The 23,935-nt window shown below is 52.6% G+C and carries 26 protein-coding genes and 2 pseudogenes; 27 read left to right on the plus strand and 1 reads right to left on the minus strand.

The features are described from left to right. The first annotated feature begins 19 nt into the window (after positions 1-19). A complete protein-coding gene (locus tag ACOTX4_RS22900) occupies positions 20-181 on the plus strand; it encodes a hypothetical protein (protein WP_023303625.1) in 162 nt (53 codons plus the stop codon). Here ACOTX4_RS22900 and ACOTX4_RS22905 read toward each other — a convergent pair. Beyond that, the gene (locus tag ACOTX4_RS22905) at positions 164-628 is read right to left on the minus strand and encodes an aspartyl protease family protein (RefSeq protein WP_058685152.1); all 465 of its coding nucleotides are present in this window, start codon (positions 626-628) and stop codon (positions 164-166) included. The two genes, ACOTX4_RS22900 and ACOTX4_RS22905, sit on opposite strands and share 18 nt — an antisense overlap. A gap of 262 nt (positions 629-890) precedes the next feature. On the opposite strand from ACOTX4_RS22905, the gene ACOTX4_RS22910 reads away from it, so the two are divergent. The 26 genes and pseudogenes from ACOTX4_RS22910 to ACOTX4_RS23035 all read left to right on the plus strand — a co-directional run. Then, the gene (locus ACOTX4_RS22910) at positions 891-1,784 is read left to right on the plus strand and encodes a phage tail tip fiber protein (protein WP_234821893.1); all 894 of its coding nucleotides are present in this window, start codon (positions 891-893) and stop codon (positions 1,782-1,784) included. Positions 1,785-1,795: 11 nt separating this feature from the next. Next, positions 1,796-3,253, plus strand: a complete 1,458-nt coding sequence (locus ACOTX4_RS22915; RefSeq protein ID WP_111947036.1) for a glycosyltransferase family 2 protein — start codon at positions 1,796-1,798, stop codon at positions 3,251-3,253. A 6-nt stretch (positions 3,254-3,259) separates the two neighbouring features. Beyond that, a complete protein-coding gene (locus tag ACOTX4_RS22920) occupies positions 3,260-3,769 on the plus strand; it encodes an HNH endonuclease signature motif containing protein (protein WP_071925305.1) in 510 nt (169 codons plus the stop codon). Beyond that, positions 3,750-4,340: a hypothetical protein gene (locus ACOTX4_RS22925; RefSeq protein ID WP_074172548.1), complete on the plus strand. Its 591-nt coding sequence runs from the start codon at positions 3,750-3,752 to the stop codon at positions 4,338-4,340. Before ACOTX4_RS22920 ends, ACOTX4_RS22925 begins: the two co-directional genes overlap by 20 nt. Beyond that, complete coding sequence (locus tag ACOTX4_RS22930; protein ID WP_045345562.1) at positions 4,337-4,681, plus strand: HNH endonuclease; 345 nt, start codon at positions 4,337-4,339, stop codon at positions 4,679-4,681. The genes ACOTX4_RS22925 and ACOTX4_RS22930 overlap by 4 nt, the downstream gene beginning before the upstream one ends. 127 nt (positions 4,682-4,808) lie before the next feature. Beyond that, positions 4,809-5,273 carry a phage terminase small subunit P27 family gene (locus tag ACOTX4_RS22935; RefSeq protein WP_111947035.1) on the plus strand — a complete coding sequence of 155 codons (465 nt, stop codon included), beginning with the start codon at positions 4,809-4,811 and terminating at the stop codon, positions 5,271-5,273. Next, entirely contained in the window at positions 5,227-6,969 is a 1,743-nt protein-coding gene (locus tag ACOTX4_RS22940) for a terminase large subunit (RefSeq protein WP_080339344.1), read from the plus strand. Before ACOTX4_RS22935 ends, ACOTX4_RS22940 begins: the two co-directional genes overlap by 47 nt. Then, entirely contained in the window at positions 6,969-8,273 is a 1,305-nt protein-coding gene (locus tag ACOTX4_RS22945; protein WP_045347669.1) for a phage portal protein, read from the plus strand. Before ACOTX4_RS22940 ends, ACOTX4_RS22945 begins: the two co-directional genes overlap by 1 nt. 13 nt (positions 8,274-8,286) lie before the next feature. Continuing rightward, positions 8,287-9,135, plus strand: a complete 849-nt coding sequence (locus ACOTX4_RS22950; RefSeq protein WP_270090471.1) for a head maturation protease, ClpP-related — start codon at positions 8,287-8,289, stop codon at positions 9,133-9,135. A gap of 9 nt (positions 9,136-9,144) precedes the next feature. Beyond that, positions 9,145-10,356, plus strand: coding sequence for a phage major capsid protein (locus tag ACOTX4_RS22955; RefSeq protein ID WP_023296252.1), 1,212 nt, complete (start codon positions 9,145-9,147; stop codon positions 10,354-10,356). A 43-nt stretch (positions 10,357-10,399) separates the two neighbouring features. Then, entirely contained in the window at positions 10,400-10,726 is a 327-nt protein-coding gene (locus ACOTX4_RS22960) for a head-tail connector protein (protein ID WP_022650848.1), read from the plus strand. Between the two features lie 8 nt (positions 10,727-10,734). Beyond that, positions 10,735-11,073 carry a phage head closure protein gene (locus ACOTX4_RS22965; protein ID WP_022648888.1) on the plus strand — a complete coding sequence of 113 codons (339 nt, stop codon included), beginning with the start codon at positions 10,735-10,737 and terminating at the stop codon, positions 11,071-11,073. Beyond that, positions 11,070-11,519, plus strand: coding sequence for an HK97-gp10 family putative phage morphogenesis protein (locus ACOTX4_RS22970; RefSeq protein WP_022648887.1), 450 nt, complete (start codon positions 11,070-11,072; stop codon positions 11,517-11,519). Before ACOTX4_RS22965 ends, ACOTX4_RS22970 begins: the two co-directional genes overlap by 4 nt. Then, on the plus strand, positions 11,516-11,863 hold the full coding sequence (gene gp17 / locus ACOTX4_RS22975) for a tail completion protein gp17 (protein WP_063922089.1): 348 nt from the start codon (positions 11,516-11,518) through the stop codon (positions 11,861-11,863). The genes ACOTX4_RS22970 and gp17 overlap by 4 nt, the downstream gene beginning before the upstream one ends. A 59-nt stretch (positions 11,864-11,922) precedes the next feature. Further along, positions 11,923-12,342 (plus strand): annotated as a pseudogene (locus ACOTX4_RS22980) (phage tail tube protein); the annotation flags it as partial. Positions 12,343-12,374: 32 nt separating this feature from the next. Next, the gene (locus ACOTX4_RS22985) at positions 12,375-12,758 is read left to right on the plus strand and encodes a phage tail assembly chaperone (protein WP_001549114.1); all 384 of its coding nucleotides are present in this window, start codon (positions 12,375-12,377) and stop codon (positions 12,756-12,758) included. A gap of 8 nt (positions 12,759-12,766) precedes the next feature. Then, a complete protein-coding gene (locus ACOTX4_RS22990; protein WP_032624421.1) occupies positions 12,767-13,045 on the plus strand; it encodes a phage tail assembly protein T in 279 nt (92 codons plus the stop codon). Between the two features lie 54 nt (positions 13,046-13,099). Beyond that, positions 13,100-13,435, plus strand: coding sequence for a zinc ribbon domain-containing protein (locus ACOTX4_RS22995; protein WP_016240210.1), 336 nt, complete (start codon positions 13,100-13,102; stop codon positions 13,433-13,435). 46 nt (positions 13,436-13,481) lie between these two features. Next, a complete protein-coding gene (locus ACOTX4_RS23000) occupies positions 13,482-16,973 on the plus strand; it encodes a phage tail tape measure protein (protein ID WP_063844102.1) in 3,492 nt (1,163 codons plus the stop codon). Between the two features lie 2 nt (positions 16,974-16,975). Continuing rightward, positions 16,976-17,314, plus strand: coding sequence for a phage tail protein (locus ACOTX4_RS23005; protein ID WP_058683958.1), 339 nt, complete (start codon positions 16,976-16,978; stop codon positions 17,312-17,314). After that, positions 17,311-18,069, plus strand: coding sequence for a phage minor tail protein L (locus tag ACOTX4_RS23010; RefSeq protein ID WP_016240208.1), 759 nt, complete (start codon positions 17,311-17,313; stop codon positions 18,067-18,069). Before ACOTX4_RS23005 ends, ACOTX4_RS23010 begins: the two co-directional genes overlap by 4 nt. A gap of 2 nt (positions 18,070-18,071) precedes the next feature. Beyond that, positions 18,072-18,782, plus strand: coding sequence for a C40 family peptidase (locus tag ACOTX4_RS23015; protein WP_023296258.1), 711 nt, complete (start codon positions 18,072-18,074; stop codon positions 18,780-18,782). Further along, complete coding sequence (locus tag ACOTX4_RS23020; protein ID WP_022648879.1) at positions 18,782-19,366, plus strand: tail assembly protein; 585 nt, start codon at positions 18,782-18,784, stop codon at positions 19,364-19,366. The genes ACOTX4_RS23015 and ACOTX4_RS23020 overlap by 1 nt, the downstream gene beginning before the upstream one ends. 52 nt (positions 19,367-19,418) lie before the next feature. Next, positions 19,419-23,267: a phage tail protein gene (locus tag ACOTX4_RS23025; protein WP_063132281.1), complete on the plus strand. Its 3,849-nt coding sequence runs from the start codon at positions 19,419-19,421 to the stop codon at positions 23,265-23,267. Positions 23,268-23,309: 42 nt separating this feature from the next. Then, the gene (locus tag ACOTX4_RS23030; RefSeq protein ID WP_017694302.1) at positions 23,310-23,624 is read left to right on the plus strand and encodes a hypothetical protein; all 315 of its coding nucleotides are present in this window, start codon (positions 23,310-23,312) and stop codon (positions 23,622-23,624) included. Then, positions 23,625-23,935: pseudogene (locus ACOTX4_RS23035) on the plus strand (hypothetical protein); the annotation flags it as partial.

The raw sequence follows: 23,935 nt of genomic DNA on the forward strand, positions 1-23,935 counted from the left end.
CGATTATTAAGAGGCAATCATGACTTTAGCTGAACGTGTAAAGAGAATTGAGAGCGAATTAAAAGATATTAAATCGCAACTCAATTCTGGTACCGATTCTAGGAAAACAGCAAAAGCAATGCCCTTATCCAGTCTTGCAAAAGAGGGAGGTATCCCTGGGGGGTTAGTTAAAAAATGTTAACTCAAATACTTGATTGGAAAAATCCATCGTAAGGGCGCCCATTTTAATTAGTTGCATTCCGAAAACGACCTGGAATTTTCTCCCGTTACTTACCAATGGCACTGAAGTCAATTCTGTTGAAAAAACTCTTTCGTCCTCAGTGAACGATATTACCGCATGCCGAACTGTAGTTTCTATTGTTGAGGTGGCTCCGCTCACAGTTGTTTTTTCCGCGATTGGGAGTTTTAAATCGTCAGCAAAGTCTGAATCCACATAGCAAAGATCTGCTCCGGTATCTATAAGTGCGTAGGCACCAGCCTTCAATCCATTTGGTTTATAAACGTTTATATCTTTTGAGCTACTTGGCCATACTGTCAATGGAACTACGGGAATTGCATGCTCCGTGGGGGTATCTGATACCGATCCATCAATATGGGAAATAAACTTGATTTTTACTTTGGTGATCATCCTTTTTCCTTCGAAGAGTTATTCAGCCATTCCTCCTCTTTGCGTGAATCAGTGTCCCACCACTGACGGGCTGAATGTTTACCTTAACCAGGGCTAATACAAAGCAACATCCTGATATACAGACAGTAGCCGCCATCGTGCGGCTTTTTATGCGCATCGCACGCGCACATCAAAGAAAGTCTTTCAGCTGTGAGCCTGGGCAAACCGTTAACTTTCGGCGGCTTTGCCGTGCGACAGGCTCACGTCTAAAAGGGTAGTAAACATGAAAAAAACTTTAAGCCTAAAAGATGCAATGCGTAGCCTTCACGTTATCGAAACCGATGAAGGAATCGAACTACAAAGCGCGGCTGGCACGGCAAAATATGATGCGTGGGGCGCACGCCGTGAGGTGAATGGTATCCCAGAGTACTTTCCCTCCTCTGTCACGGTAAATAAGCGTCCGCAAGCGCTAGTGGATGATAAAGGACCATCTGTACCTGATGACTCATGCGCACCATTGGTACGCACAATGAAGCTTCGTGTTGAGCTGGACACATCAGGCGCACAACAGGCTGTTGACGAACTGGATGACAAAATCCGTAACAGCGATGCATTCAAAGTCCTGAAAGATGGCTGGACTTTCGAAAAGAACGGGGTGCTGATTATTAATAACGGCGAGGTGTTCGTTACCGATGCGAAGATCGACGATGCCGTATTGTCTAATGGCAATAGCGTTAAATTAAACGTCGCCGGCAAAGGCAAGCCGCACGAAGCTGGCATGACCCTCGGTGTTGAAGGTGAGCATAGCAAGGTTGAGTTTCTGGCCGATCGCTATAAGGTGCATGAAGCCGCTCAATCAGCCAGCAATAATGAAAAGACGACATTCAATGTTGGTTTGTCTTTTGGTGGCTTCCCTGGAGAAATTAGTCATGATAAGGCTAATCCCGCTGATGGTAATAATGCCACCAAAACCAGCCTCAATGATGAGATGTGCGAAGCCATTATCTCCGCCGTACGCGAAAGCGATTTGTTCGCAGCCCTCCAGGCAAAGATTGATGCGCAAACAGCTTCAGTAGTTGGCTTGCAACAGGCGATGCACGAAGCGGTGAACGATGCTCTTCGCAATGCGCTCAAGCCAGGCGGCATCCTCTGGAATACACGGTCGCGTGGAAACTGACGGGAGGTTTTATGCAGGTCACTATTGATGGTGTCCCATACGCTCCCGCCAGCGTCGTTTCATCCCGGATCGGCATTGCCATTTCGACACATCAGCGCGCAGACGTATTAAAACGAGCACTCGAACAGCACATGAAGCATCTTCCCGCCGGCGCGCTGGTGGTGGTTGTCGATGATGGTTCAAAACCTGCGGCGGTAGTGCCTGACGGCGTGCAGCTGCTTCACCATGAAACATCACTCGGCATTGTTGCATCGAAGAACGCCAGTTTAACCGCGCTGATGGACGCCGGGTGTGAGCATCTCTTCCTGTGGGACGATGACGCCTGGCCCATCGCTGATAACTGGCACTTGCCTTACATTGAATCACCCGAGCCACACCTGGCTTACCAGTTCCTCGATCTGGCAGGGACGAATAAGCTGAAGGATATGGCGGTCCTGTACCGGGATGATAAGCACATCGCTTACACCGGGCAGCGCGGCGTGATGCTGTATTACCACCGCAGCGCCATTGAGAAAGTAGGTGGATTCGATCCGATATACGGCCGTGGTATGTATGAACACAGTGACCTCGCGCTACGTATCCATAACGCTGGCCTGACGACGTGGGCTTACGGTGATGTGGTCGGTTCAGAAAAGCTAATCCATTCTCTCGATGAGCATGAAGCCGTAGAGCGTTCGGTACCGCGCCCCGACCGACAGGCGCTTGTGGAACGTAACGTGAAGATCCACAACGAACGGCGTGATGCCGGGTTTACTGGTTACGTTGAATACCGCCAGCAGCGCGACGTGGTTATCACAACGCTGCTTACCAGTCAGCCTGACCCGCAGCGCGGCACAAAAATGGCGGCCTCGCCTGACATGCTGAACAAATGGGCGGCCTCGCTTCGCCAGTGTGGGCGTATAGCGCTGGTGGATGAATTACTTACGGCTCCAACAGATGTTGAGCTGTATCTCGTACCTGACGTGAAGATGAATGTCTACTTTCGTCGCTGGCTGCACATCTGGCAGCACCTGCGAGATAACCCTGAATACCGGTTCGTCTGGTGTACCGATGGTACCGATGTCGAAATGCTTCGCGCGCCGTGGGAAGAAATGGAGCCCGGAAAGGTGTACGTCGGTTCAGAACCAAAGACCTACGCCGATACCTGGGCAAAGCAGAATCACCCGGAGAGCATCTATCAGGAGTTCATTGAAGCGCACCGCAACGATGTGATGCTTAACGCTGGGCTGCTGGGTGGTACCCGCGCTGATGTGATGGCGTTCGCTCACGGCATAATCCGTCTTTACTACCGGATCGAGAGCTATCGTTTCTGGAAGAAAGAACAGGCAGGCGCCGCGGTGGGGGATATGATCGCTTTTGGCATTGTCGCTAAGTCTTTTGGCGATCGCATTGTCACCGGCCCGCGCATCCACACAGTTTTTAAGACTGATGGTATTGGCAAAGAATGCGCCTGGTTTAAACACAAATAGGCTGATATGAAAAAGACCAGAACTTTCAGTGAAAGATTCTGGGAAAAGGTCGTTGTTGCTTCTCCAGATGAATGCTGGATCTGGAATGCGGCTAAGAGAAAGAGTCCTATAGGCGGTGGAAAGTATTTATTTTACGGGCATTTGAAAGCTGGAGTTACTGCTGGCGGGCCTGGAAAGATGATTCTTGCACACAGAGCTTCATGGGAACTTTGCAACGGACCTATCCCAGACGGATATTTGATTGACCATACCTGCCATAACACTCTTTGCGTAAACCCAAAACATCTTCGAATAGCAACACCAAAGCAAAACGCTGAAAACAGGCACCGTCACTCCTCTGCGTCAGGATTTCGTGGCGTTACTTGGAATCGGGATATGAAGAAATGGTGTGCTCACTATAAAGAGCATGGTACCCGTCATCACCTTGGTTACTTTGACTGCAAGCATGAAGCCGCTGAGGTTGCACGACGAGCCCGGAATAAGGTGTTTACCCATAATGATGCTGACAGATATTAAGTTCTGCGTTGTTGGCCATCACGCCAGGCGGCAACAGGCTGAAGCGTTGGCCATGAGTATTGGCGCACACCTGCTTATCGATGAAGGTGACCACGGCGCGAACTGGAATCACCGACGCGCGCTTGAATGGGCATCAGAACAAACCTGCCGGGTAGTTGTTGTTGAAGATGATGCGATGCCAGTGGGCTTGTTCTTCACTTCAGTCACGAGCTGGCTTAATCGCTTCCCAGAATCGCTGGTGAGTTTTTACCTGGGTACTGGTAGACCACCTCAATATCAAATGCAAATAGCTGAACGACTGATAGTCGCTGATAAAACTCAGGCTGACTACATCACACTGCCGCGGCTGATACACGGCGTTTGTTATAGCGTACCTCCTCAGCATATTGAACGAGTCCTTTCTCGATGGGACAGCAGCAAGCCTGCCGATTATGCCGTTGGAGATGCCTATGGCGGCGCTGTAGTTTATCCGTGTTACTCGCTGGTGGATCATGCTGATTGTGAGCCTGTTGAACGTCACCCTGACTCATCGCCACGATCAGAACGCCGCCGGGCGTGGAGGCTGGCGTGAATAAAGAACCGCGTATCTATGGCAGCAAATGGGACAGAGAGCGTCTGGTGTTCCTTCGCGCACATCCTCTCTGTGTTATGTGCCGGGATCAGGGAAGGGTGGCAGCAGCAACGGTTGTTGACCACATCATTCCGCATAAACTGAAAGAGGCTCTTCGATCTGGTGATGCGGATGCCATAAGCAAAGCCCAGAAGCTCTTCTGGAGCCGCAGTAACTGGCAGGGACTGTGCAAGCAGCATCATGACTCAACGAAGCAGAGGATGGAGAAGCGCGGCACTATCATCGGCTGTGATGAAAGCGGCATTCCTCTTGATCCTTCTTCACACTGGTTCAAACGATAACATTTCTCATTCGTGAGTGGGCAGGGGAAGGGCGGGGTAAAAGTTCAGGGCTGTCACCCTGAATGACCGCCGCCCATCCTTTTTGTGCACAACCGCGAAATGAAAAGTTTTTTTCCGGGAGGTTCCGATGGCAGGACGACGCCCGAAACCGACCCACCTGAAAGTGGTAACCGGCAACCCGGGCAAACGCAAACTCAACGACAAAGAGCCCACACCGGCGCGAGAAATCCCGAGTCCACCCGAGCATCTCTCTGACTGGGGAAAGGTAGCCTGGGGAAAGCTAACCGTGCTACTCGACGGCATGGGAATTCTGACCATTTCCGATACGCTGGCGCTCGAACGTCTTTGTGATATTTACGCCGACATTCTGCAACTGCGTCTGACGATTGCCGATGAAGGGCGAACGTACACAGTGCAGACAGAAGGCGGTTTTTTGATTAAAGCAAACCCGGCGGTTGCCATGCTTGCCGACGCTGATCGTCGATTTAAAAGCTACCTGGTTGAATTCGGTCTCACTCCGGCCGCCAGAACGAAGGTGAAAGTGGATGGTGGAGAAAAAGAAGAAGACCCGTTCAACCAGTTCTTCGGTTGATCCCGCAACGCGATACGCCATGGATGTAGTTTCGGGTAAGGAAATCGCCGGGCCGGATATAAGAAATGCCTGTAAACGACACCTTAAGGACCTTGAATCATGTCATGCCCGGGGGCTGTTTTGGGATACCGAAGCTGCGCAGCGCGCCATCGACTTTTTCGCGAAAGTGCTGAAGCTCAACGGCGGCGAGCATGAAGGTAATCCCTTTATCCTCCTTCCCTGGCAGTGTTTCATTGTTGGTTCGATATTTGGGTGGAAAAACTCTGAAAACTACCGTCGTTTTCGCATGGTGTATGTCGAATCGGGTAAAGGTTCGGGGAAGTCACCGCTGGCTGGCGGAGTAGGGCTCTACTGCCTGACAGCTGATAAAGAACCACGTGCTGAGGTATATGCCGCGGCCACGAAAAAAGACCAGGCCATGATCCTGTTTAGGGACGCGGTGGCGATGGTTGATCAGTCACCAGCGCTGGCGCAGCGGATTAATAAATCAGGCGGAGCCGGGAAGGAGTGGAACCTGGCTTTCCTTCAGACGGGGTCTTTCTTCAGACCCATCAGTTCTGATGATGGACAGTCAGGTCCGCGTCCGCATTGTGCACTGATTGACGAGATTCACGAGCATAAGAACAACCAGGTCGTTGAGATGATGCGCGCCGGTACGAAAGGACGTCGGCAGGCGCTGATTTTCATGATCACCAACAGCGGCCACGATAAAACCAGCGTCTGTTATGACTACCACGAGTACGGGCGCAAGGTAGCAGAAGGTTCGATCGAGGATGACAGTTTCTTTTCGTTCATCTGCTCGCTTGATGAAGGGGAGGACCCGTTTAAGGACGAGACCTGCTGGAAGAAAGCTAACCCCTCGCTTGGTCACACCTTCACAGACCGTTATCTGAGGGAACAGGTCACCCAGGCACGTGGCATGCCGTCGAAAGAGAGTATCGTTCGCCGCCTCAACTTCTGTCAGTGGGTAGACGCCGATAATCCCTGGATGAGCAGCGATGTGTGGATGGGATGTGAAGAGGACTTCGACCTGCATGAATTGCAGGGTGAGGAATGTTATGGCGGCCTTGACCTTTCTGGAAGCCGGGACCTTACCGCGCTGGCGCTGTTTTTCCCGAAAAAAAGAAAACTGCTGGTGGAGTTCTGGACACCGAAAGACACGTTGCTTGATCGGGCTAAAACGGATCGGGTTCCTTATGACGCGTGGGAGCGGGATGGATACATTCATACCACGCCAGGGAAAGCGGTTAAGTACGGATTCGTTGCTGAACGTATAGCTGACCTTTCTCAGATGTTTTTTATCAAGGCGATAGCCTTTGACCAGTATCGAATCAAATATCTTGAACCTGAACTGGAAGATGCCAGCGTATCAGTGCCTTTGATCCCTCACGGGCAAGGGTACTACAAAGCCCAGGAGTCAGGGTTATGGATGCCGCACTCTATTGAGCTGTTCGAACAGCGGCTGGATGACGGCGACATCATCATCAAAACCAATCCCTGCCTGCGCTGGAATGCTGCATCAGCAGTAACCGAAGCCGATCAGAAAGAAAACCGGATCTTTGCCAAGAAAAAGAGTACCGGCCGTATTGATGGCGTAGTGGCATCTGCTATGGCTATTGGTGCATCTGAAGGGGATGTTGGGGATGAGGGCGATGTCGATGGATTTTTTGACGAACCGATCATAGTGGGTATCTGATGGCTAAGAATAAACAACCCGGGCGTGTAAAAAGCGCCCTGTTAAACTGGCTGGGAGTACCAATCAGTCTCACGACAGGTGAATTCTGGCGTGAATGGTATGGCACCAGTAGCAGCGGAAAGGTTGTTACCGCTGATAAAGCGATAAAGCTCTCTGCTGTCTGGGCTTGTGTCAGGCTGTTGAGTGAGTCCATTTCAACACTCCCACTGAAAATATACGTGCGCCAGCCTGACGGGTCTCGAAAGGCTGCGACCGATCACCCGGCCTATTCGGTGCTGTGCCGTCGCCCTAACTCAGAAATGACGCCATCCCGCTTTATGTTGATGGTAGTAGCCAGTATTTGTCTTCGTGGGAATGCCTTCATTGAGAAGAAGTTCATCGCAAACCGCCTGGTTTCGCTGGTGCCTTTGTTGCCGCAGAACATGGTGGTTAAACGTCTCACTACCGGAGCGCTGGAATACAAATACACTGAAAACGGAAACGAACGCATCATTCCAGTTAAAAACATGATGCACATTCGCGGATTCGGGCTGGATGGTGTTTGTGGGATGATGCCAACGATGGCGGGCGTTGATGTATTTGGCGCTGCTATGTCGGTGGATGAAGCGGCAGCAAAAATTTTCGAGAATGGCCTTCAGAGCACCGGATTTTTGTCCTCTGAAAATGCACTGACGAAGGAGCAGCGCGATCGACTGCGCCAGAACCTTCAGTCATTTATCGGTTCAAAAAATGCCGGAAAGCTGATGGTTCTGGAAAATAAATTAACTTACCAGAACGTCACAATGAACCCGGAGGCTGCGCAACTTCTTGAAAGCCGTTCATTCAGCATTGAGGAAATCTGCCGCTGGTTCCGCGTTCCGCCCTATATGGTTGGGCATACGACAAAGCAGAGCAGCTGGGCTTCGAGTCTGGAGGGTATGAACCTTCTTTTCCTGACGCACACCCTGCGACCTTTGCTGGTGAACATCGAACAGGAAATTGGACGGTGCCTCCTGGACAGCGATGATGAGGTGTTCGCGGAGTTCTCCGTAGAAGGACTGCTGCGCGCCGACAGCGCGGGCCGTGCTGCGTACTATACCAGCGCGCTCCAGAATGGGTGGATGTCCCGCAATGATGTGCGCCGTCTTGAGAATATGCCACCGATTGAAGGGGGTGACATTTACACCGTTCAGCTCAACCTGACGCAACTGAAAAATCTCGAAAGCAGCAATCCTGCTGTTCAGGCTCTGGCCCTGAGAGAACTGCATAACCACATATTCCCTGACATTTCCTTTGAACAATCTCCGCTGAAACAGGCCGCTTAGGAGCATTTTCCTGATGAGCAAAAAACAACTTCCGGCAGCACCGGCGGGTCGCCCCTGCGCGCGGGTCACCTGTGAAACTTTACCCTCCGCCATGGAACGCTGGGATGGCGGGATCAAGGCTGCGGCCACCGACGACAACAGTATTTCTGTTTTTGATGTGATCGGGCAGGACTACTGGGGTGAAGGCGTAACAGCCAAACGTATCGCCGGTGCGCTACGGGCGATGAATGGCGCCGACGTCACGGTCAATATCAACTCCCCTGGCGGTGACATGTTCGAAGGCCTGGCAATCTACAATCTTCTGCGTGAATACGAAGGCCGTGTGACGGTGAAGGTGCTCGGTATTGCCGCCAGCGCCGCCTCGGTCATTGCGATGGCCGGGGATGAAATTCAGATCGGCCGTGGTGCCTTCCTGATGATCCACAACTGCTGGGTCTACGCGATGGGTAACCGCCATGACTTTGCGGAACTGGCACAGTCTCTTGAGCCCTTCGATAACGCTATGGCAGACATCTACGCGGCGCGTTCCGGCCTTGATATGGCAGCTGTTCAGAAACTGATGGATGCCGAGAGTTATATCGGTGGCAGTGACGCTGTGGCGAATGGACTGGCAGACAGCCTGCTTTCTGCTGATGCGGTCAGTGATGGCGATGAATCACCCGCGGCCGCGCTTCGCAAACTTGATGCGCTGCTGGCTAAAACCAACACCCCGCGCTCTGAGCGCAGAAAACTCATTAAAGCCTTATCCGGTGGCATGCCTGGCGCTGTCACCACCAACGACGGTACGCCGGGCGCTGCCGAAGATATCAAACCTGAAACCCTCAATTCACTTGAAAACGCTCTTGCGGCGTTAGTCAAATAAGGACCCTTTATGTCTGAAGTAAACGAAATTCTGAAAAAAGTCACTGCCAGCATTGAAGATGCAACCAGCAAATTCAACGCGAAAGCAGAAGAGGCACTGACCGAAGCGAAAAAGAATGGTCAGCTCTCAGCTCAGACCAAAGATGTTGTAGATAAAATGGCGACAGAGCTCAACGCTCTTAAGGAAGCTGAAAAAACCCTTAAGGCCAGCCTTGGTGAGCTGGAACAGCATGTTGCCCAAATGCCATTGAACAACGCTGCTAAAGTTACCGAAACTGTTGGACAGGTGGTGATTAATAGCGAGGCGCTGAAGGCCTTTGCCGCGAGCGTTGAAGGCAATAAGCGCGTAAGCGTCCCAGTTCACGCGGCCTTGCTTTCTACAGATGTTGCAGATGGCGTGGTTGAACCACAGCGACTGCCTGGCATCGACACTGCACCAAAACAGCGTCTCTTCATTCGTGATCTGATTGCGCCTGGCCGCACATCTTCACCGGCTATTTTCTGGGTGCAGCAAACGGGCTTTACCAATGCAGCGAAAGTCGTTGCAGAGGGGACTGCCAAACCTTACAGCGATATTGAATTCGCAACTAAAATCACGCCGGTGACAACCATCGCGCACATGTTTAAGGCATCCAAGCAGATCCTTGACGATTTCGCTCAACTCCAGTCTACGGTTGACGCTGAGATGCGTTACGGCCTGAAATATGTTGAGGAACAGGAAATCTTGTTCGGCGACGGAACTGGTGTGCACCTGCACGGCATCGTTCCTCAGGCCTCAGCATTCGACCCGGCATTTTCTGTTGAGAGCCAGAACGGGATTGATGATCTGCGCCTGGCAATGCTTCAGGCTCAACTGGCTCGTTTCCCTGCATCTGGCCACGTTCTGCACTTCATCGACTGGGCGAAAATTGAGCTCACGAAAGACAGTCTGGGCCGCTATATCCTGGCTAACCCGGCATCTCTGACTGGCCCTACGCTTTGGGGGCTTCCGGTGGTAGCAACTGAGGCAGCAGCTTTCCAGGGCAAATTCCTGACAGGCGCATTCAATGCCGCAGCTCAACTGTTCGATCGTGAAGATGCCAACGTGGTTATCTCCACCGAAAACGCCGACGACTTCGAGAAAAACATGATCTCCATTCGCTGCGAAGAACGTCTGGCGCTGGCTGTGAAACGCCCTGAGGCGTTCGTTTACGGTTCATTCAGCACCGGCGCGGGTAGCTGATAACTATTGCGGCCTTCGGGCCGCTTTTTTTCGGGGCAAACAAATGCTTGATCAGAATGTGGTGAAACAGCATTGCCGCATTGATACCGACTTTACGGGTGATGATGCTCTGCTGGAGATTTACACAGGTGCAGCGGCCCGGTACGTCCAGACATGGACACGCCGAACGCTCTATGAAAAGGAAAGCAGCCCTGGCTACGCTGACGACCCGGACCCGATACTGCTCAATGATGATGTGAAGGCAGCCATGCTACTGCTTATCGGTCACTGGTATGCAAACAGGGAAGCGGTAAACATCGGGAACATAACTTCAGCCGTACCTTTTGCTGTGGAAGCGCTATTGCAGCCATACCGTATTTATGGACTGTAGGAGGGGGTATGCAGGCCGGAAGACTGAGAGACAGGGTGGTAATTCAGAACATCACAACATCCAGAGACCCTTCTGGTCAGCCTGTTGAAACATGGCATGACGGCGCGACTACATGGGCAGAAGTTAAAGGTATCAGCGGGCGTGAGCTTGTAGCGGCAGGTGCAGAAACGGCTGTAGCCACTATCAGGGTATGGACTCGATTTCGTAACGATATAACTGCTGCGTCAAGACTCAGGGTTGTGACTGGCCCGTTCAAGGGTGTCATTTTAAATATCATTGGTCCGCCGATACCTGATTCTCGCGGCATTCAGCTCGAAATTCTTTGTAAGCAGGGGATCGAAAAATGATTGAGACGAGCCTCGATTTTTCCGGCCTGAATGACATCGCAAAGGATCTGGAGGCGCTTAGCCGCGCTGAAAACAATAAGGTTCTTCGTGATGCCACGCGCGCCGGTGCGGAGGTGCTTAAGGACGAAGTGATCGCACGTGCACCGGTACGCACCGGAAAACTGAAAAAAAACGTGGTGGTTGTTACCCAAAAAAGCCGCCGCCGCGGGGAGATTTCTTCCGGCGTCCATATTCGTGGCGTTAACCTGCGCACCGGAAACAGCGATAACACGATGAAGGCGAATAACCCGAGAAACGCCTTTTACTGGCGATTCGTTGAGCTGGGCACCGCGAACATGCCTGCACATCCGTTTGTGCGACCCGCTTACGATACTCGCGAGGAAGAGGCCGCCAGCGTCGCCATTGCCAGGATGAATCAGGCTATTGATGAGGTATTGAGCAAGTGAATGAAGATAATATCTACGCCTTGCTTTCTTCCCTGGCAGAAGGACGGGTATACCCCTATGTTGCGCCATTAGGTAGTGACGGGAAACCGTCTGTCTCTCCACCCTGGATTATCTTTTCCATCGTCGATGATGTTTCCGCTGACGTACTGTGTGGCCAGGCAGAGAGCAGGGTTTCCGTTCAGGTCGATGTGTATTCCACTTCGATCGCTGAATCACGATCCCTGAGAGATTTGGTGCTCGCTTCGCTTGAGCCGTTAACCCCTACAGAGGTGGTAAAAATCCCCGGGTACGAGCCAGATTATCGGCTCTACCGTGTCACCCTGGATTTTAAAGTTACCCCCTGACAATTAATTCACCCAACGAACCCGCCTGATGGCGGGTTTTCTTTTTCCAGGAGACAGCTATGTCTGCACTTTATGAAAAATCGCAGCTGACGAAGATCCTTATTTCCTCCCTGCCAGCCACCAAAGAAACGATGGATTCCGCAACCTTCCTCGATCTGAGTTGCACCATCAAAGAAATTCAGTTCACCGGTGGTCAGAAGCAGGATATCGACGTAACAACACTTTGCTCTACCGAGCAGGAGAACATCAACGGCCTGCCTTCTCCGTCAGAAATCTCTCTGTCCGGCAACTTCTACAAGAATCCGGCGCAGGACGCCTTGCGTGAGGCCTATGACAACGATACGACCTACGCTTTCCAGGTTATCTTCCCGTCCGGCAAGGGCTTTAAGTTCCTGGCTGAAATCCGCCAGCACACCTGGTCTTCAGGTACCAACGGCGTAGTGGCGGCAACGTTCTCCCTGCGCCTGAAAGGTAAGCCTGAAAACATCGAGTCTGGCTCCTGAGAGGTCGCATGAAGAATATTAAAAATCTCGCCCTGGCTAAGATGTCGGGTTTTCGTCATAAGACGGTCGCCGTTCCTGAGTGGGAAGGCGTCAAAGTGGTTCTCCGTGAGCCATCCGGTGAAGCCTGGCTTCGCTGGCAGGAAGTGGTGAAAGCGGGTGCTGATGATGAAAATGTGTCGGTATCGGAAAAGGCACACCGTAATCTTTGCGCTGACGTGGTGCTCTTCATTGACGTCCTGTGCGACACCGATAAGCAACCGGTATTCAGCGTAGACGAAGAAGAGCAGGTGCGTGAAATCTACGGCCCCGTCCATTCACGCCTGCTCAAACAGGCGCTTGACCTGATCAACAACGCGGACGAAGCGCGGGAAAAGTCTCAACCCCCGGCGTAAAGTTTCTGATGTCGCTTGCGCTCCGGATGGGGCGCACGCTCTCAGAGCTTCGGCAGAATATGACGGCAAGCGAGCTTCTGATGTGGATTGAGTACGACAGGCAAAGTCCGGTTGGCGATATTCGCGGTGACATTCAGGCCGCCCAGATCGTCTCTGCCATCTACGGTTCGCAGGGGGCAAAAGTACCGCTGGACGATGCGATCCTGCGCTGGGGTGGTGAGGAGCAATCAGAACCGAATGACCCGTTTGCAGGGCTTGAGGCTGCACTTACTGCCGCGACGCAGTGACTTTTGACCCAGATAATATTAGGATTCTTAGACTGATAATGCTGGGGAACCAAAATGGAAATTTTACTAGTTTCAATTGTTATAGGCTTAATTCCAGCCTTAATTGCTCAAAGCAAAGGAAGATCTTTCTTTGCATGGTGGGTGTATGGTGCTCTGCTATTTATAATTGCTTTTGTACATTCTTTGGTAATAAAGAAGGATGTTGCGGCAGAAGAAAAAGACTTAATTGAAAACGATGGTATGAAGAAGTGCCCATTCTGTGCAGAGTTAATCAAAAGCGAAGCTATTAAATGTAAGCACTGTGGTAGTGATTTAGCAGTCGATTCCCCACCGGTTAAGACTGATGAAGAATACCTCGAAGAAGCCAGGCAAAAGGTCTGGAAACAATAAAAATAAAACCGCTTCGGCGGTTTTTTTACGTCTGGAGTTAGACTAAATGGCAACTTTACGTGAGTTAATAATCAAAATTTCCGCTAACTCGCAATCATTCCAGACGGAAATTTCCCGCGCTTCACGTATGGGGCAGGATTATTACCGCACCATGCAAAATGGTGGCCGTCAGGCTGCCGCTGCCGCCCGAGAGAGCGAAAGGGCGTTATCTGATCTGACCGCTGGGTTTGCATCGGCAGGAAGAGCCGCTGCTGCTGCTACGGCCGCTTTTGCGACTGGTAAGCTCGTGCAGATTGCTGATGAGTGGAATTCAGTAAACGCCCGTCTTAAGCAGGCATCATCTTCAGCTGATGATTTTGCTGCCTCTCAGCGCCAGTTAATGGAAATCAGCCAAAGAACTGGCACCGCGTTTTCAGACAACGCAAACCTTTTTTCACGCGCAGCTGCTTCAATGCGTGAGTTTGGGTATAGCTCTGACGAAGTTCTGAAAATTACCGAAGCTGTTTCTACCGGCCTTAAACTTTCGGGGGCTAATACTCAGGAAGCGAGTTCTGTTATCACTCAATTCAGCCAGGCTCTGGCGCAGGGCGTTCTTCGCGGTGAAGAATTCAACGCCGTTAACGAAGCAGGTGATCGTGTTATCCGCGCACTTGCCGCCGGAATGGGCGTGGCCCGCAAAGACCTGAAGAGCATGGCTGACCAGGGGCAACTTACGATTGATAAGGTTGTTCCTGCATTAATGAGCCAGTTGGGCTCATTACAGGGTGAGTTTGCCAGCATGCCGCAAACAGTTTCCGGATCCCTGCAAAAAGTCACAAACTCGTTCATGGCATGGGTTGGAGGTGTCAACCAGGCTACAGGTGCTACCGATGCGCTATCTGGTGGCCTAGACGGAGTTGCCCAAACGCTTGATTCATTTACCTCTTCGGCAGTAAGCGGCGCACTAAGTGATGTTGCAGACAATATGTCCACGATCACAACAGTGGCGGGTGCACTTGTTGGCGTTGGGCTGGCAAGGTATCTCAGTGGAGTAGTAACTAGCGCCACGAGCGCAACCGGCGCGCTAATTTCTGCGGCTAAGTCAGAGGTTGCTCTTGCCGTTGCACAGGATAAGGCTGCGCAGTCTGCCGTTGCCGCCTCAAGGGCGGAGGTTTATAGGGCTCAGCAAGCTGTACAGAGATCGCGTAGCGCAGATGTTCAGGCTGCGCAGCAAGAGAAAATTGCTGCGGCAGAAGCAAAAGTCACTGCAGCCCAGGCCAGGCTGACTACCGCTCTAGCCAGCGGTTCTGCTACAGAGAAAGTCAGAGCCAGAACAGCGCTTGAGCGTGCGCAGGCAGGTCTGGTGGCAGCAAAAAACGCCGATGCACAGGCTATCGCTGAAAGACGCCTGGCTTCCGCGGAGGCCGCCAGAGACCGGAACCTTGCAAATCGTGTTACCACCCAAAGCAATCTCAATAGTGTCACATCTGTTGGCACCCGCCTTTTAAGCAGTGCCCTCGGGCTCATTGGCGGCGTGCCGGGATTGGTGATGCTTGGAGCCGGTGCCTGGTATGCGGTGTATCAAAATCAGGAGCAGGCTCGGCGCTCTGCTCAGGAGTATGCCAGCACGATAGATGAAGTCAGTAAAAAGACGAGGGCAATGACCCTTCCTGAAGCTTCAGATAATGCAGAGAAAACTCGTGCCGCACTGAATGAACAAAACAGGCTAATTGATGAACAAAAGAGCAAGGTTGAAAGCCTGAAAGAGCAGATAGCTGGTTATCAGTCAGTGATTAGTAATCCCGGTCCAACTACCAGCGGTGGTTTCATGATTAACCACCTGACATATTTGGACACTGTGACTCGTGGGCTGGCTACGGCTACAGAGCAGTTATCTGTTGAGCAAGAAAGACTTGCTCAGATGCAGCAAGAATCCGCTTCTATTCAACAGGTTCTGGAAGGGCTTGAACATCGCCGGGTGGCACTCATTCGAGAAGAGGCTGCTAATCAAAACCGGGCTTATCAATCTCTCCTGTTGATGAATGGGCAGCATGACGAATTTAACCGTCTGCTGGGGCTGGGAAATCAGCTATTAATGGCTCGGCAAGGGCTGGCGAACGTCCCTCTCAGACTTCCTCAGGCCGACCTCGACAAAAAGCAAACCGATGCCCTCGAAAAGAGCCGTCGGGATCTTGAGTTGTCACGCCTGAAGGGTGAGGCCAAAGAGCGCCTGCGTCTGAGTTATGCAGCCGATGACCTGGGGTTAACCAGTGATCCGCAATTCCAGACAGGCCGTCAGGAGTTGATTAATAACGGTCTTGCTGAATGGCGGAATAATGAGGCCAACAAACCTAAGGCGAAGGGTGGTAAAACCGAAGGCGAGAAAACCGAGGATGTGTATAAGCGCCTTATCAAGCAGCAAAAAGAGCAGATTGCCCTGCAAGGCCAGAATACTGAACTGGCGAAGGTTAAATACCAGGTTAGCCAGGGCGAGCTTGCTTCTCTGACAGAAGCCCAGAAAAAGACGGTATTGCAGAATGCTGCGCTCATTGACCAGGTTAAATTGCGTGAGCAACTGCGAAATTACGAAGCCAACCTTGCTGACAGTAACGCCAGCGCCCGCGCAGCCAATGAAGCGCAACTGCTGGGCTATGGGCAGGGAGCCAGGTTCCGTGAAAGACTTCAGGAGCAGTTCAATCTGCGTAAGGAGTTTGAGCAGAAGAATACCGATCTTCTCCGCCAGCGTCAGGCTGGTGAAATCGACGAGACGTTCTATCAGCAGGGGCTGGCACTTAATAAGCGCTACCTTGAAGAGCGCCTGCGCGACCAGGAAGGATATTACGCTGCTTCTGATGCTCAGCGGGATGACTGGATGACGGGCTTGTCTGAAGGCTATGCCAACTGGGTGGATGAAGCGACAGATTACTCTTCCATGGCAGCTGACGGGATGAAGCAGGCGATGGGCGGGGCGGTTACCACCATTACTGACATGCTTAACGGTAACGTAGACAGTTGGAAGGACTGGGGAATAAGTGTTCTCAAAATTGTTGAAAATGTTGCAATCAACATGGCTCTTGCTAATGGTGTTAGCTCGTTAGGCTCATTCTTCAGCTTCGGTGCATCTTCCGCCGCAGCCGCCAGTAGCGGTACCGCTATTCAGAATGCTGGCGCGAACTTTACCTTTAATGCGAAGGGTAATGTTTACGACTCTCCGTCCCTGAGCGCTTACAGCAATGGCGTTTTTCAGACACCTCAACTGTTTGCTTTTGCTAAAGGCGCAGGGATTTTCGGCGAGGCAGGTCCTGAAGCAATCATGCCCCTCACGCGGGCACCTAATGGTGATCTTGCCGTTCGCGCAGTGGGGATGCCGCAGGTTTCTGGTGGCGTGCCTTCAGTTAACTTTGGCGATATCAATATTCAGGGCGGATCTCCACAGGCGTCCAGTCAGGGTACTGCCGGAGCAGCAGGCAGGCAGCTTAAGGATGCCATCACTGGTGTCATTAACGAACAGGCCAGCATGCCGGGCTCGCCTCTGTGGCGATTAATCAAGGGAGTTTAACCATGGCAGTCGAAACCTTCAGCTGGTGCCCAAAGGTTGCCTCTCAGGTTGATACAAGTTTTCGTACCCGAAAGGCGCAGTTTGGCGATGGCTATACACAGGTGGCCGGGGACGGCATCAACCCGGTAACACCTCAGTGGAGCGTGAGCTTTACCGGCGACGAGGCTTACATTCAGGCCATTAAAAACTTTCTGAACAGACATGCAGGGTGGAAGTCATTTATCTGGAAGCCACCGCTTGATCCTTCAGGTTTATGGCGCGCGGAATCCTTCCAGATATCTACCCACGGCAACAAAAAATACACCCTCAGCAGCACATTCATACAGGCATACCATCCATGAGTATTTCATCTGATGTCCAGAAACTGGAACCGGGTAAGCGCGTCCGCCTGATCGAGGTGGACGGCTCAGCGTTCGGTGCGGGTATTCTTCGCTTTCACAACGAGACAATCCCGCATACCGAGGCGGAAATCATCGCCGCAGGCGGCGACGAGTCAAAACTTGAGCCGAAGTCGGTGTGGTGGCAGGGGCAGGAGTATGGCGCGTGGCCGTATGAACTGACCGGCATATCTGTAAGCAGTGACGGCCAGAGTTCACGGCCGTCACTCACTGTTGCAAACATCAGCGGTACGATTGGCGCGCTGTGCCGCAGGTTTCAGGGGATGGCTAAAGCAAAGGTGATCATCCATGACACCTTCGCTCACTACCTGGACGCAAGAAATTTTCCTGGCGGGAACCCGACTGCGAATCCCAACGAGGAGCGCAAACAGGTTTATTACATCGACCGTAAATCAGGGTCAGACGATGAAACCGTAGAGTTTGAGCTTTCAAGTCCAGCCGATTTGCGAGGGCAACTCATTCCGACCCGGCAAATTCAGCCAATGTGCACGTGGTGCATGCGGGGCTGGTACAAAACCGGGAACGGCTGCACCTACGCCGGGCAAAACGGCTGGTTCGATAAAGACGGCAATCGGGTGGACGATCCTTCACAGGATGTTTGCTCCGGATTGCTGTCAACGGGCTGTAAACCTCGCTTCGGAGAGAATGAACAGCTGGATTATGGCGGGTTCCCCGGCGCTTCACTTCTGAGAGGATAATCATGCGCGACAAAACAGTTAGCGCCATTCTGGCCCATGCCGCCGCATCCTTCCCCGAGGAGTGCTGTGGCGTGGTTATTCAGAAGGGGCGGGTGGAGAAATACATCCCCTGCAAAAATAATGCTGAGTCGCCGACTGAGCAATTTGAACTTAATCCTGAGGATTATGCGGCCGCCGAAGAGCAGGGCACTGTGGTGGCGATCGTCCACAGCCATCCCGGCGACGGGGCAACAACTCAGCCGAGCGAGCTCGACATGCTGATGTGTGATGCCACGGAACTGCCCTGGATTATTGCATCGTGGCCGGAGGGCGACATTCGCACCGTCATGCCTCGCGGAGACCGTCCCCTCACAGGGCGCCAGTTTGTACTCGGGTATGCAGACTGCTGGTCTCTCATCATGGACTATTTCCGCATCGAGCACGGCATTGAACTGCCCAACTACAGCGTAGATCGCCACTGGTGGGAGCAGGGTGAAAACCTCTATATGGATAACTGGCAGGAATGCGGTTTCCGTGAGTACGACGGTCCCGCTCAGCCAGGTGACATGGTTATCATGCAGGTTCAGTCCACCGTCCCGAACCATGCCGGGATTTTGCTTGATGGCAACATGCTACTGCATCACATGTATGGCCAGCTAAGCCAGCGTATTCCCTACGGTGGCTATTACCGTGACCGTACCATCAAAATTCTGCGTTATAAGGATTTGATGTAATGGAAAGAAAAACCGTTATCAAACTCAGCGGCTCAATGGCTCAGCGATTTGGCAGGACACATCGCCGTGCACTAACGTCCGCCAGCGAAGTTTTCAGGGCGCTTTCTAACACCATTGACGGCTTTGATGCTTATCTGCGTGAAGCTCGGGCAAAGGGACTGGATTTTGTTATTTTCCGGGATCGTCGCAATATCGGGCACGAAGAGTTTGAACTCCTGGGGCCGGGTGATGAGTTAAGAATAATCCCTGTGATAAGGGGTAGTAAAAGAGCTGGAGTTTTCCAGGCGTTGCTCGGAACGGCTCTGGTCGCTGCTGCCATATGGATGCCGGGAGTTAGTATCGCAGCAAGTAACCTCATGTTTTCCGTTGGTGCCGCAATGGCCGTTGGCGGTGTAGTGCAAATGCTCTCTCCTCAGGTTTCAGGTCTGCGAATGCGTCAGGAACCTGATAACAAACCCTCCTATGCGTTTGGTGGTCCCGTTAACACGACGGCATCTGGCAATCCCGTCCCCCTGCTTTATGGGCAACGGGAAATTGGCGGCGCCATTATATCCGCCGGGGTTTATGCAGAAGATCAGCAATAAACAAAACCACGTACTGCAAGCCACCTGACGGTGGCTTTTTTATGGACGCGATATGACGACGACAATCATCAAAGGCCGCGGCAAAGGTGGCAGCAATCAGACCCGTACGCCTGTTGAGGCACCAGACAGCATTCAGTCCATTGCAAGGGCAAAGGTGCTGATTGCTCTTGGGGAGGGGGAGTTCGCCGGCGGGCTTGATGGTAAAAATATTTTCCTTGGCGACTCATCTTCATACACCCCTCTCCAGAACGCCGACGGAAGTTACAATTTCAATAATGTAAAATACGAGTTCCGTTCCGGTACTCAGGACCAGGATTACATTCAGGGCTTTCCGGGCATTGAAAACGAACTTCAGGTTTCATATGAGCTGAAACAGGCTGTACCGTATGTTCGGGCGGTATCCAACACGCAGCTCTCTGCGCTGCGAATTCGCCTGGGATGGCCAACTCTTTTACTCCAGAAAAACAACGGTGATAAAGTCGGCACCCGCGTCGAGTATGCTATCGATCTGTCGGTCGATGGCGGGCCGTATGAAACGGTGGTTAACGGTGCTGTTGATGACAAAACCACGTCGCTTTATGAGCGCAGTCACCGCGTCAATCTTCCGAAAGCCTCGACTGGATGGCAGTTGCGGGTTCGCAGAATCACGCCGGATTCCACGAGCGTGAATATCGTCGACACCATGCGCGTTGTGGCCGTTACTGAAATTATTGACGCCAAACTTCGCTACGTTAACACAGCGCTGCTGTATGTAGAGTTTGACGCAAAGCAGTTCCCTAATGGCATTCCTCAGGTTGTGTGCAATCCGAAAGGGCGAATCATCCGTGTACCTGATACTTATGATCCCGAAACCCGCACTTATTCTGGTACATGGGAGGGCGTATTTAAATGGGCGTGGACGGATAACCCTGCCTGGATTTATTACGACATCATTCTGAACGAGCGCTTCGGGCTGGGTCAAAGAATCGATGCGACTCAGATAGACAAATGGGAACTTTATCGCATCGCCCAGTATTGCGATCAACTGGTACCAGACGGCAAGGGCGGCAGCGGGACGGAGCCTCGTTTTCGTTGCAACGTTTATATCCAGGACCGTAATGACGCCTGGACCGTACTTCGTGACCTGGCGGGTATATTTCGCGGCATGACGTACTGGGGCGACAATAAGATGTATGTCCTGGCTGATATGCCACGGGATGTGTGGCACATCTATAACCACGCCAGCGTTGTTGAAGGAAAATTTACCTTTGCGGATCCGAGTGAAACCACCCGAAACACTGCCGCGCTGGTGAACTGGTCAGACCCAGCCAACCACTATAAAGACACGCCTGAGCCTGTTTACGATAACGATCTGGCCATGCGCTTCGATTATCGTCAGCTCGAAATGACTGCGATCGGCTGCACCAGGCAGTCAGAGGCAAACCGGCGGGGGCGCTGGGCGCTGCTCACTAACGGTATCGGCGAGGTGGTGACCTTCAGCACGGGCATGGACGTTCCCCCCGTTGGTGAGGTGATCGGCGTGGCAGCTAACGAGCTGGCCGGAAGAACTATCGGTGGCAGGGTGAGTGCGGTTAACGGCCGCAACATAACCCTCGATCGAGCCGCTGATGTGAAGGCCGGGAACCGGCTGTTTTTGAATCTTCCGTCAGGCACAGCTCAGGCCAGAACGGTCCAGGCCGTTAACGGAAACACAGTCACTGTCACCACACCCTACAGCGAAACGCCGGAGGCTGAATGTAACTGGGGTGTGGACTCTGACGATCTGTTTATAGCGCTTTTCCGTGTTACGGGAACGCGGGACAACAACGACGGTACTTTCGAGGTCACCGGGACGACTTACAACCCTGATATCTATTCCGCTGTTGATACCGGCGCAAGACTGGACGAGCGGCCAGTCAGTGTCATTCCGCCAGGGGTTCAGGCTCCCCCAGGAAATATCGTCGTAGACAGTTACTCTACGGTTAACCAGAACATTGCGATTACCACCATGCGCGTTGCCTGGGATGCTGTTCAGGGTGCAGTTGCGTACGAGGCGGAATGGCGGCGTGACAGCGGCAACTGGATTAGTGTGCCCCGAACGTCTTCTCTCGGCTTTGAAGTGCAGGGTATCTACTCGGGTCGCTATCTGGTCCGCGTCAGGGCGGTGAACGCCAGCGACGTTTCATCAGTGTGGGCGACATCACCAGAAGTAAATCTTACTGGTAAAGTGGGCAATCCACCGAAGCCGGTTGGCTTTATCGCTTCTGAAAACGTGGTATTCGGTATCGAGCTGAGCTGGGGATTCCCGGCGAACACCGACGACACGCTGAAGACGGAAATTCAGTACAGCCTGACAGGGACGGAAGACGATGCGATGCTGCTGGCAGACGTACCCTATCCGCAGCGCAAGTATCAGCAGATGGGCCTTAAGGCAGGGCAAATTTTCTGGTACCGGGCGCAGCTGGTAGATCGAAGCGGAAACGAATCAGGGTATACAGACTTTGTGCGCGGGCAGGCCAGCATCGATGTATCCGATATCACCGATGCAATCCTGGAGGACATGAAAGGCTCCGATACGTTCAAAGACTTGATCGAGAACGCGGTGGACAGCAGCGGAAAACTGGCAGAACTGGCTGATGCAATCAAAGAGAACGCAGACGGCCTTGCTGCTGCGGTTGGCTCGAACAAGCAGACCGCTGAAGCAATCATCGGAAACGCGCTGGCTATTGCCGATGTTGTCGTGCGCCAGACAGCCCAACAGGGCGCTAACTCTGCGACCTTCGAACAGCTCCGGGAGGTGATCGCCACTGAGACGGAGGCTCGCGTCACGGATGTTACTCGTCTTGAGGTAAAAACAGCGCAGAACGAAGCGGGAATTACCGAGGTAAGGCAGGCTCTGTCAGATGAAACGCAGGCGAGGGCGACAGCTGTCGACCAGCTTACTGCGAGTACTCAGGTCATTTCTGATAAAGCTGATTCGGCTTCGAGTAAAGCTGACGCTGCATCAGGTAAGGCAGATGCAGCTGAACAAGCCAGCTCACAAAACACTGCTGATATTACCACGTTGCGACAGGTTGTCACCGACACGACTTCATCAATGGCATCCCGCCTGGAGGAGCTGGGAGCAAGAACCGATACTGCCAGCGGCGGCATCCAGAATAACGCTATCGCACTAATAACGAGTACGCTGGCGCAGGTTGATCAGCGGGTGAGACTTAGCGCGCAGTACGGTGACAGCAAGGCCAGCATCGATCGTCTTGATAACGTCATGGCAAGCGACAGGGAGGCAACGGCGCGTTCGCTGCTGAGTTTGCAGACTGACGTGAACGGCAACAAGGCATCCATCAACAGCCTGAACCAGACCTTCTCCGATTACCAGCAGGCCACCGCCACGCAGATAAACGGCATCACGGCGACCATCAACGGACATACCTCAGCCATTACCACTAACGCTCAGGCCATTGCGAACGTCAACGGCGACCTGAAGGCGATGTACAGCATCAAGGTCGGGTTATCCAGCAACGGTCAGTATTACGCGGCTGGGATGGGGATCGGCGTTGAGAATACGCCTTCTGGTATGCAGTCGCAGGTTATCTTCCTGGCTGACCGCTTCGCCGTTACTCACCAGGCCGGAGCCACGGTGACCTTACCGTTCGTTATTCAGAACGGTCAGGTAATTATCAGGGATACGGTAATAGGTGATGCCACTATCACGCGAGCGAAACTGGCTGAAACAATCAGCTCGGTTAACTACGTTCAGAACCAGGCTGGGCTGTCCATAAACTTCAGAACGGGCACGCTTGAGAACTACGGTTCAACCGCTGGGGAAGGGGCGATGAAGCAGACTAATCAAACGATCAGTGTCAAGGATGCCAACAATGTGTTGAGGGTTCAGATCGGGAGAATCACGGGAACATGGTAACGGGAGGCCTCTTACGGGGCCTCTTTTTTTCAGGAGAACTGGATGGCGGAATATGGTGTTCAGACATGGGACGCATCAGGCAAGGTAAACAACTATGGCGTTAAGCCTGTCAGCGTTTGCGGCTATCTCCAGCTGGCCCAGAACCAGAAAACAGGCTCTTACACCGTAGCGCTTCCACCGGGTTGCAGGCTGACCTATTTTCAGAGCATGAACGGCGATCAGTTTGGTACGAGTCGGAGGAAGATCACCATTTCGGGGGGAACAGCAACAGTGTCAGCAGTAGGCGATACCGACTACTCAGCAGGGACTGAGCCTGCGGCAGCGGCTTATCTCATTTTCCAGATCGAGAGGGCATAAATGGCGGAGTATGGCGTTTTACTGACGACGACCAGCGGGGAAGTATGGGTGACCGCGAACAGCTCGCCAATCGCTCTACAGGCGCGAAAGACAGCGGCACTTCAGGGAACATCGGGTTTTAATACCAAAGTGACGCACACATTCCCCGCAGGTCAGCCTGTTGTCGCCTTCGTTCATTGCACGGTAGAGGTCGAAATCACTCAAACGATAAGCGGGAACACCATCACGATTGATTTTCTCAGACCGAATGCAACCGGCACAGCGTACGTTTATTTTTTCTCTATTTTCCCGCAGACAAAGCCAGACTACGG

Origin of the sequence: Enterobacter cloacae complex sp. IR5459 (assembly GCF_049238005.1) — a bacterium.
GTDB lineage: Bacteria > Pseudomonadota > Gammaproteobacteria > Enterobacterales > Enterobacteriaceae > Enterobacter > Enterobacter hormaechei_C.

What these genes read in the sequence shown, in the direction of transcription:
- ACOTX4_RS22945 (WP_045347669.1), top strand. Translation starts at nt 6,969, where the DNA reads ATGGCTAAGAATAAACAACCCGGGCGTGTAAAAAGCGCCCTGTTAAAC.
- ACOTX4_RS22955 (WP_023296252.1), top strand. Translation starts at nt 9,145, where the DNA reads ATGTCTGAAGTAAACGAAATTCTGAAAAAAGTCACTGCCAGCATTGAA.
- ACOTX4_RS22900 (WP_023303625.1), top strand. Translation starts at nt 20, where the DNA reads ATGACTTTAGCTGAACGTGTAAAGAGAATTGAGAGCGAATTAAAAGAT.
- ACOTX4_RS22985 (WP_001549114.1), top strand. Translation starts at nt 12,375, where the DNA reads ATGAAGAATATTAAAAATCTCGCCCTGGCTAAGATGTCGGGTTTTCGT.
- ACOTX4_RS23020 (WP_022648879.1), top strand. Translation starts at nt 18,782, where the DNA reads ATGGAAAGAAAAACCGTTATCAAACTCAGCGGCTCAATGGCTCAGCGA.
- ACOTX4_RS22920 (WP_071925305.1), top strand. Translation starts at nt 3,260, where the DNA reads ATGAAAAAGACCAGAACTTTCAGTGAAAGATTCTGGGAAAAGGTCGTT.
- ACOTX4_RS23030 (WP_017694302.1), top strand. Translation starts at nt 23,310, where the DNA reads ATGGCGGAATATGGTGTTCAGACATGGGACGCATCAGGCAAGGTAAAC.
- ACOTX4_RS22990 (WP_032624421.1), top strand. Translation starts at nt 12,767, where the DNA reads ATGTCGCTTGCGCTCCGGATGGGGCGCACGCTCTCAGAGCTTCGGCAG.
- ACOTX4_RS22960 (WP_022650848.1), top strand. Translation starts at nt 10,400, where the DNA reads ATGCTTGATCAGAATGTGGTGAAACAGCATTGCCGCATTGATACCGAC.
- ACOTX4_RS23025 (WP_063132281.1), top strand. Translation starts at nt 19,419, where the DNA reads ATGACGACGACAATCATCAAAGGCCGCGGCAAAGGTGGCAGCAATCAG.
- ACOTX4_RS22965 (WP_022648888.1), top strand. Translation starts at nt 10,735, where the DNA reads ATGCAGGCCGGAAGACTGAGAGACAGGGTGGTAATTCAGAACATCACA.
- ACOTX4_RS22970 (WP_022648887.1), top strand. Translation starts at nt 11,070, where the DNA reads ATGATTGAGACGAGCCTCGATTTTTCCGGCCTGAATGACATCGCAAAG.
- ACOTX4_RS22995 (WP_016240210.1), top strand. Translation starts at nt 13,100, where the DNA reads ATGGAAATTTTACTAGTTTCAATTGTTATAGGCTTAATTCCAGCCTTA.
- ACOTX4_RS22950 (WP_270090471.1), top strand. Translation starts at nt 8,287, where the DNA reads ATGAGCAAAAAACAACTTCCGGCAGCACCGGCGGGTCGCCCCTGCGCG.
- ACOTX4_RS23015 (WP_023296258.1), top strand. Translation starts at nt 18,072, where the DNA reads ATGCGCGACAAAACAGTTAGCGCCATTCTGGCCCATGCCGCCGCATCC.
- ACOTX4_RS23010 (WP_016240208.1), top strand. Translation starts at nt 17,311, where the DNA reads ATGAGTATTTCATCTGATGTCCAGAAACTGGAACCGGGTAAGCGCGTC.
- ACOTX4_RS22915 (WP_111947036.1), top strand. Translation starts at nt 1,796, where the DNA reads ATGCAGGTCACTATTGATGGTGTCCCATACGCTCCCGCCAGCGTCGTT.
- ACOTX4_RS22925 (WP_074172548.1), top strand. Translation starts at nt 3,750, where the DNA reads ATGATGCTGACAGATATTAAGTTCTGCGTTGTTGGCCATCACGCCAGG.
- ACOTX4_RS22935 (WP_111947035.1), top strand. Translation starts at nt 4,809, where the DNA reads ATGGCAGGACGACGCCCGAAACCGACCCACCTGAAAGTGGTAACCGGC.
- ACOTX4_RS23005 (WP_058683958.1), top strand. Translation starts at nt 16,976, where the DNA reads ATGGCAGTCGAAACCTTCAGCTGGTGCCCAAAGGTTGCCTCTCAGGTT.
- ACOTX4_RS22905 (WP_058685152.1), bottom strand. Translation starts at nt 628, where the DNA reads ATGATCACCAAAGTAAAAATCAAGTTTATTTCCCATATTGATGGATCG.
- ACOTX4_RS23000 (WP_063844102.1), top strand. Translation starts at nt 13,482, where the DNA reads ATGGCAACTTTACGTGAGTTAATAATCAAAATTTCCGCTAACTCGCAA.
- ACOTX4_RS22910 (WP_234821893.1), top strand. Translation starts at nt 891, where the DNA reads ATGAAAAAAACTTTAAGCCTAAAAGATGCAATGCGTAGCCTTCACGTT.
- ACOTX4_RS22940 (WP_080339344.1), top strand. Translation starts at nt 5,227, where the DNA reads ATGGTGGAGAAAAAGAAGAAGACCCGTTCAACCAGTTCTTCGGTTGAT.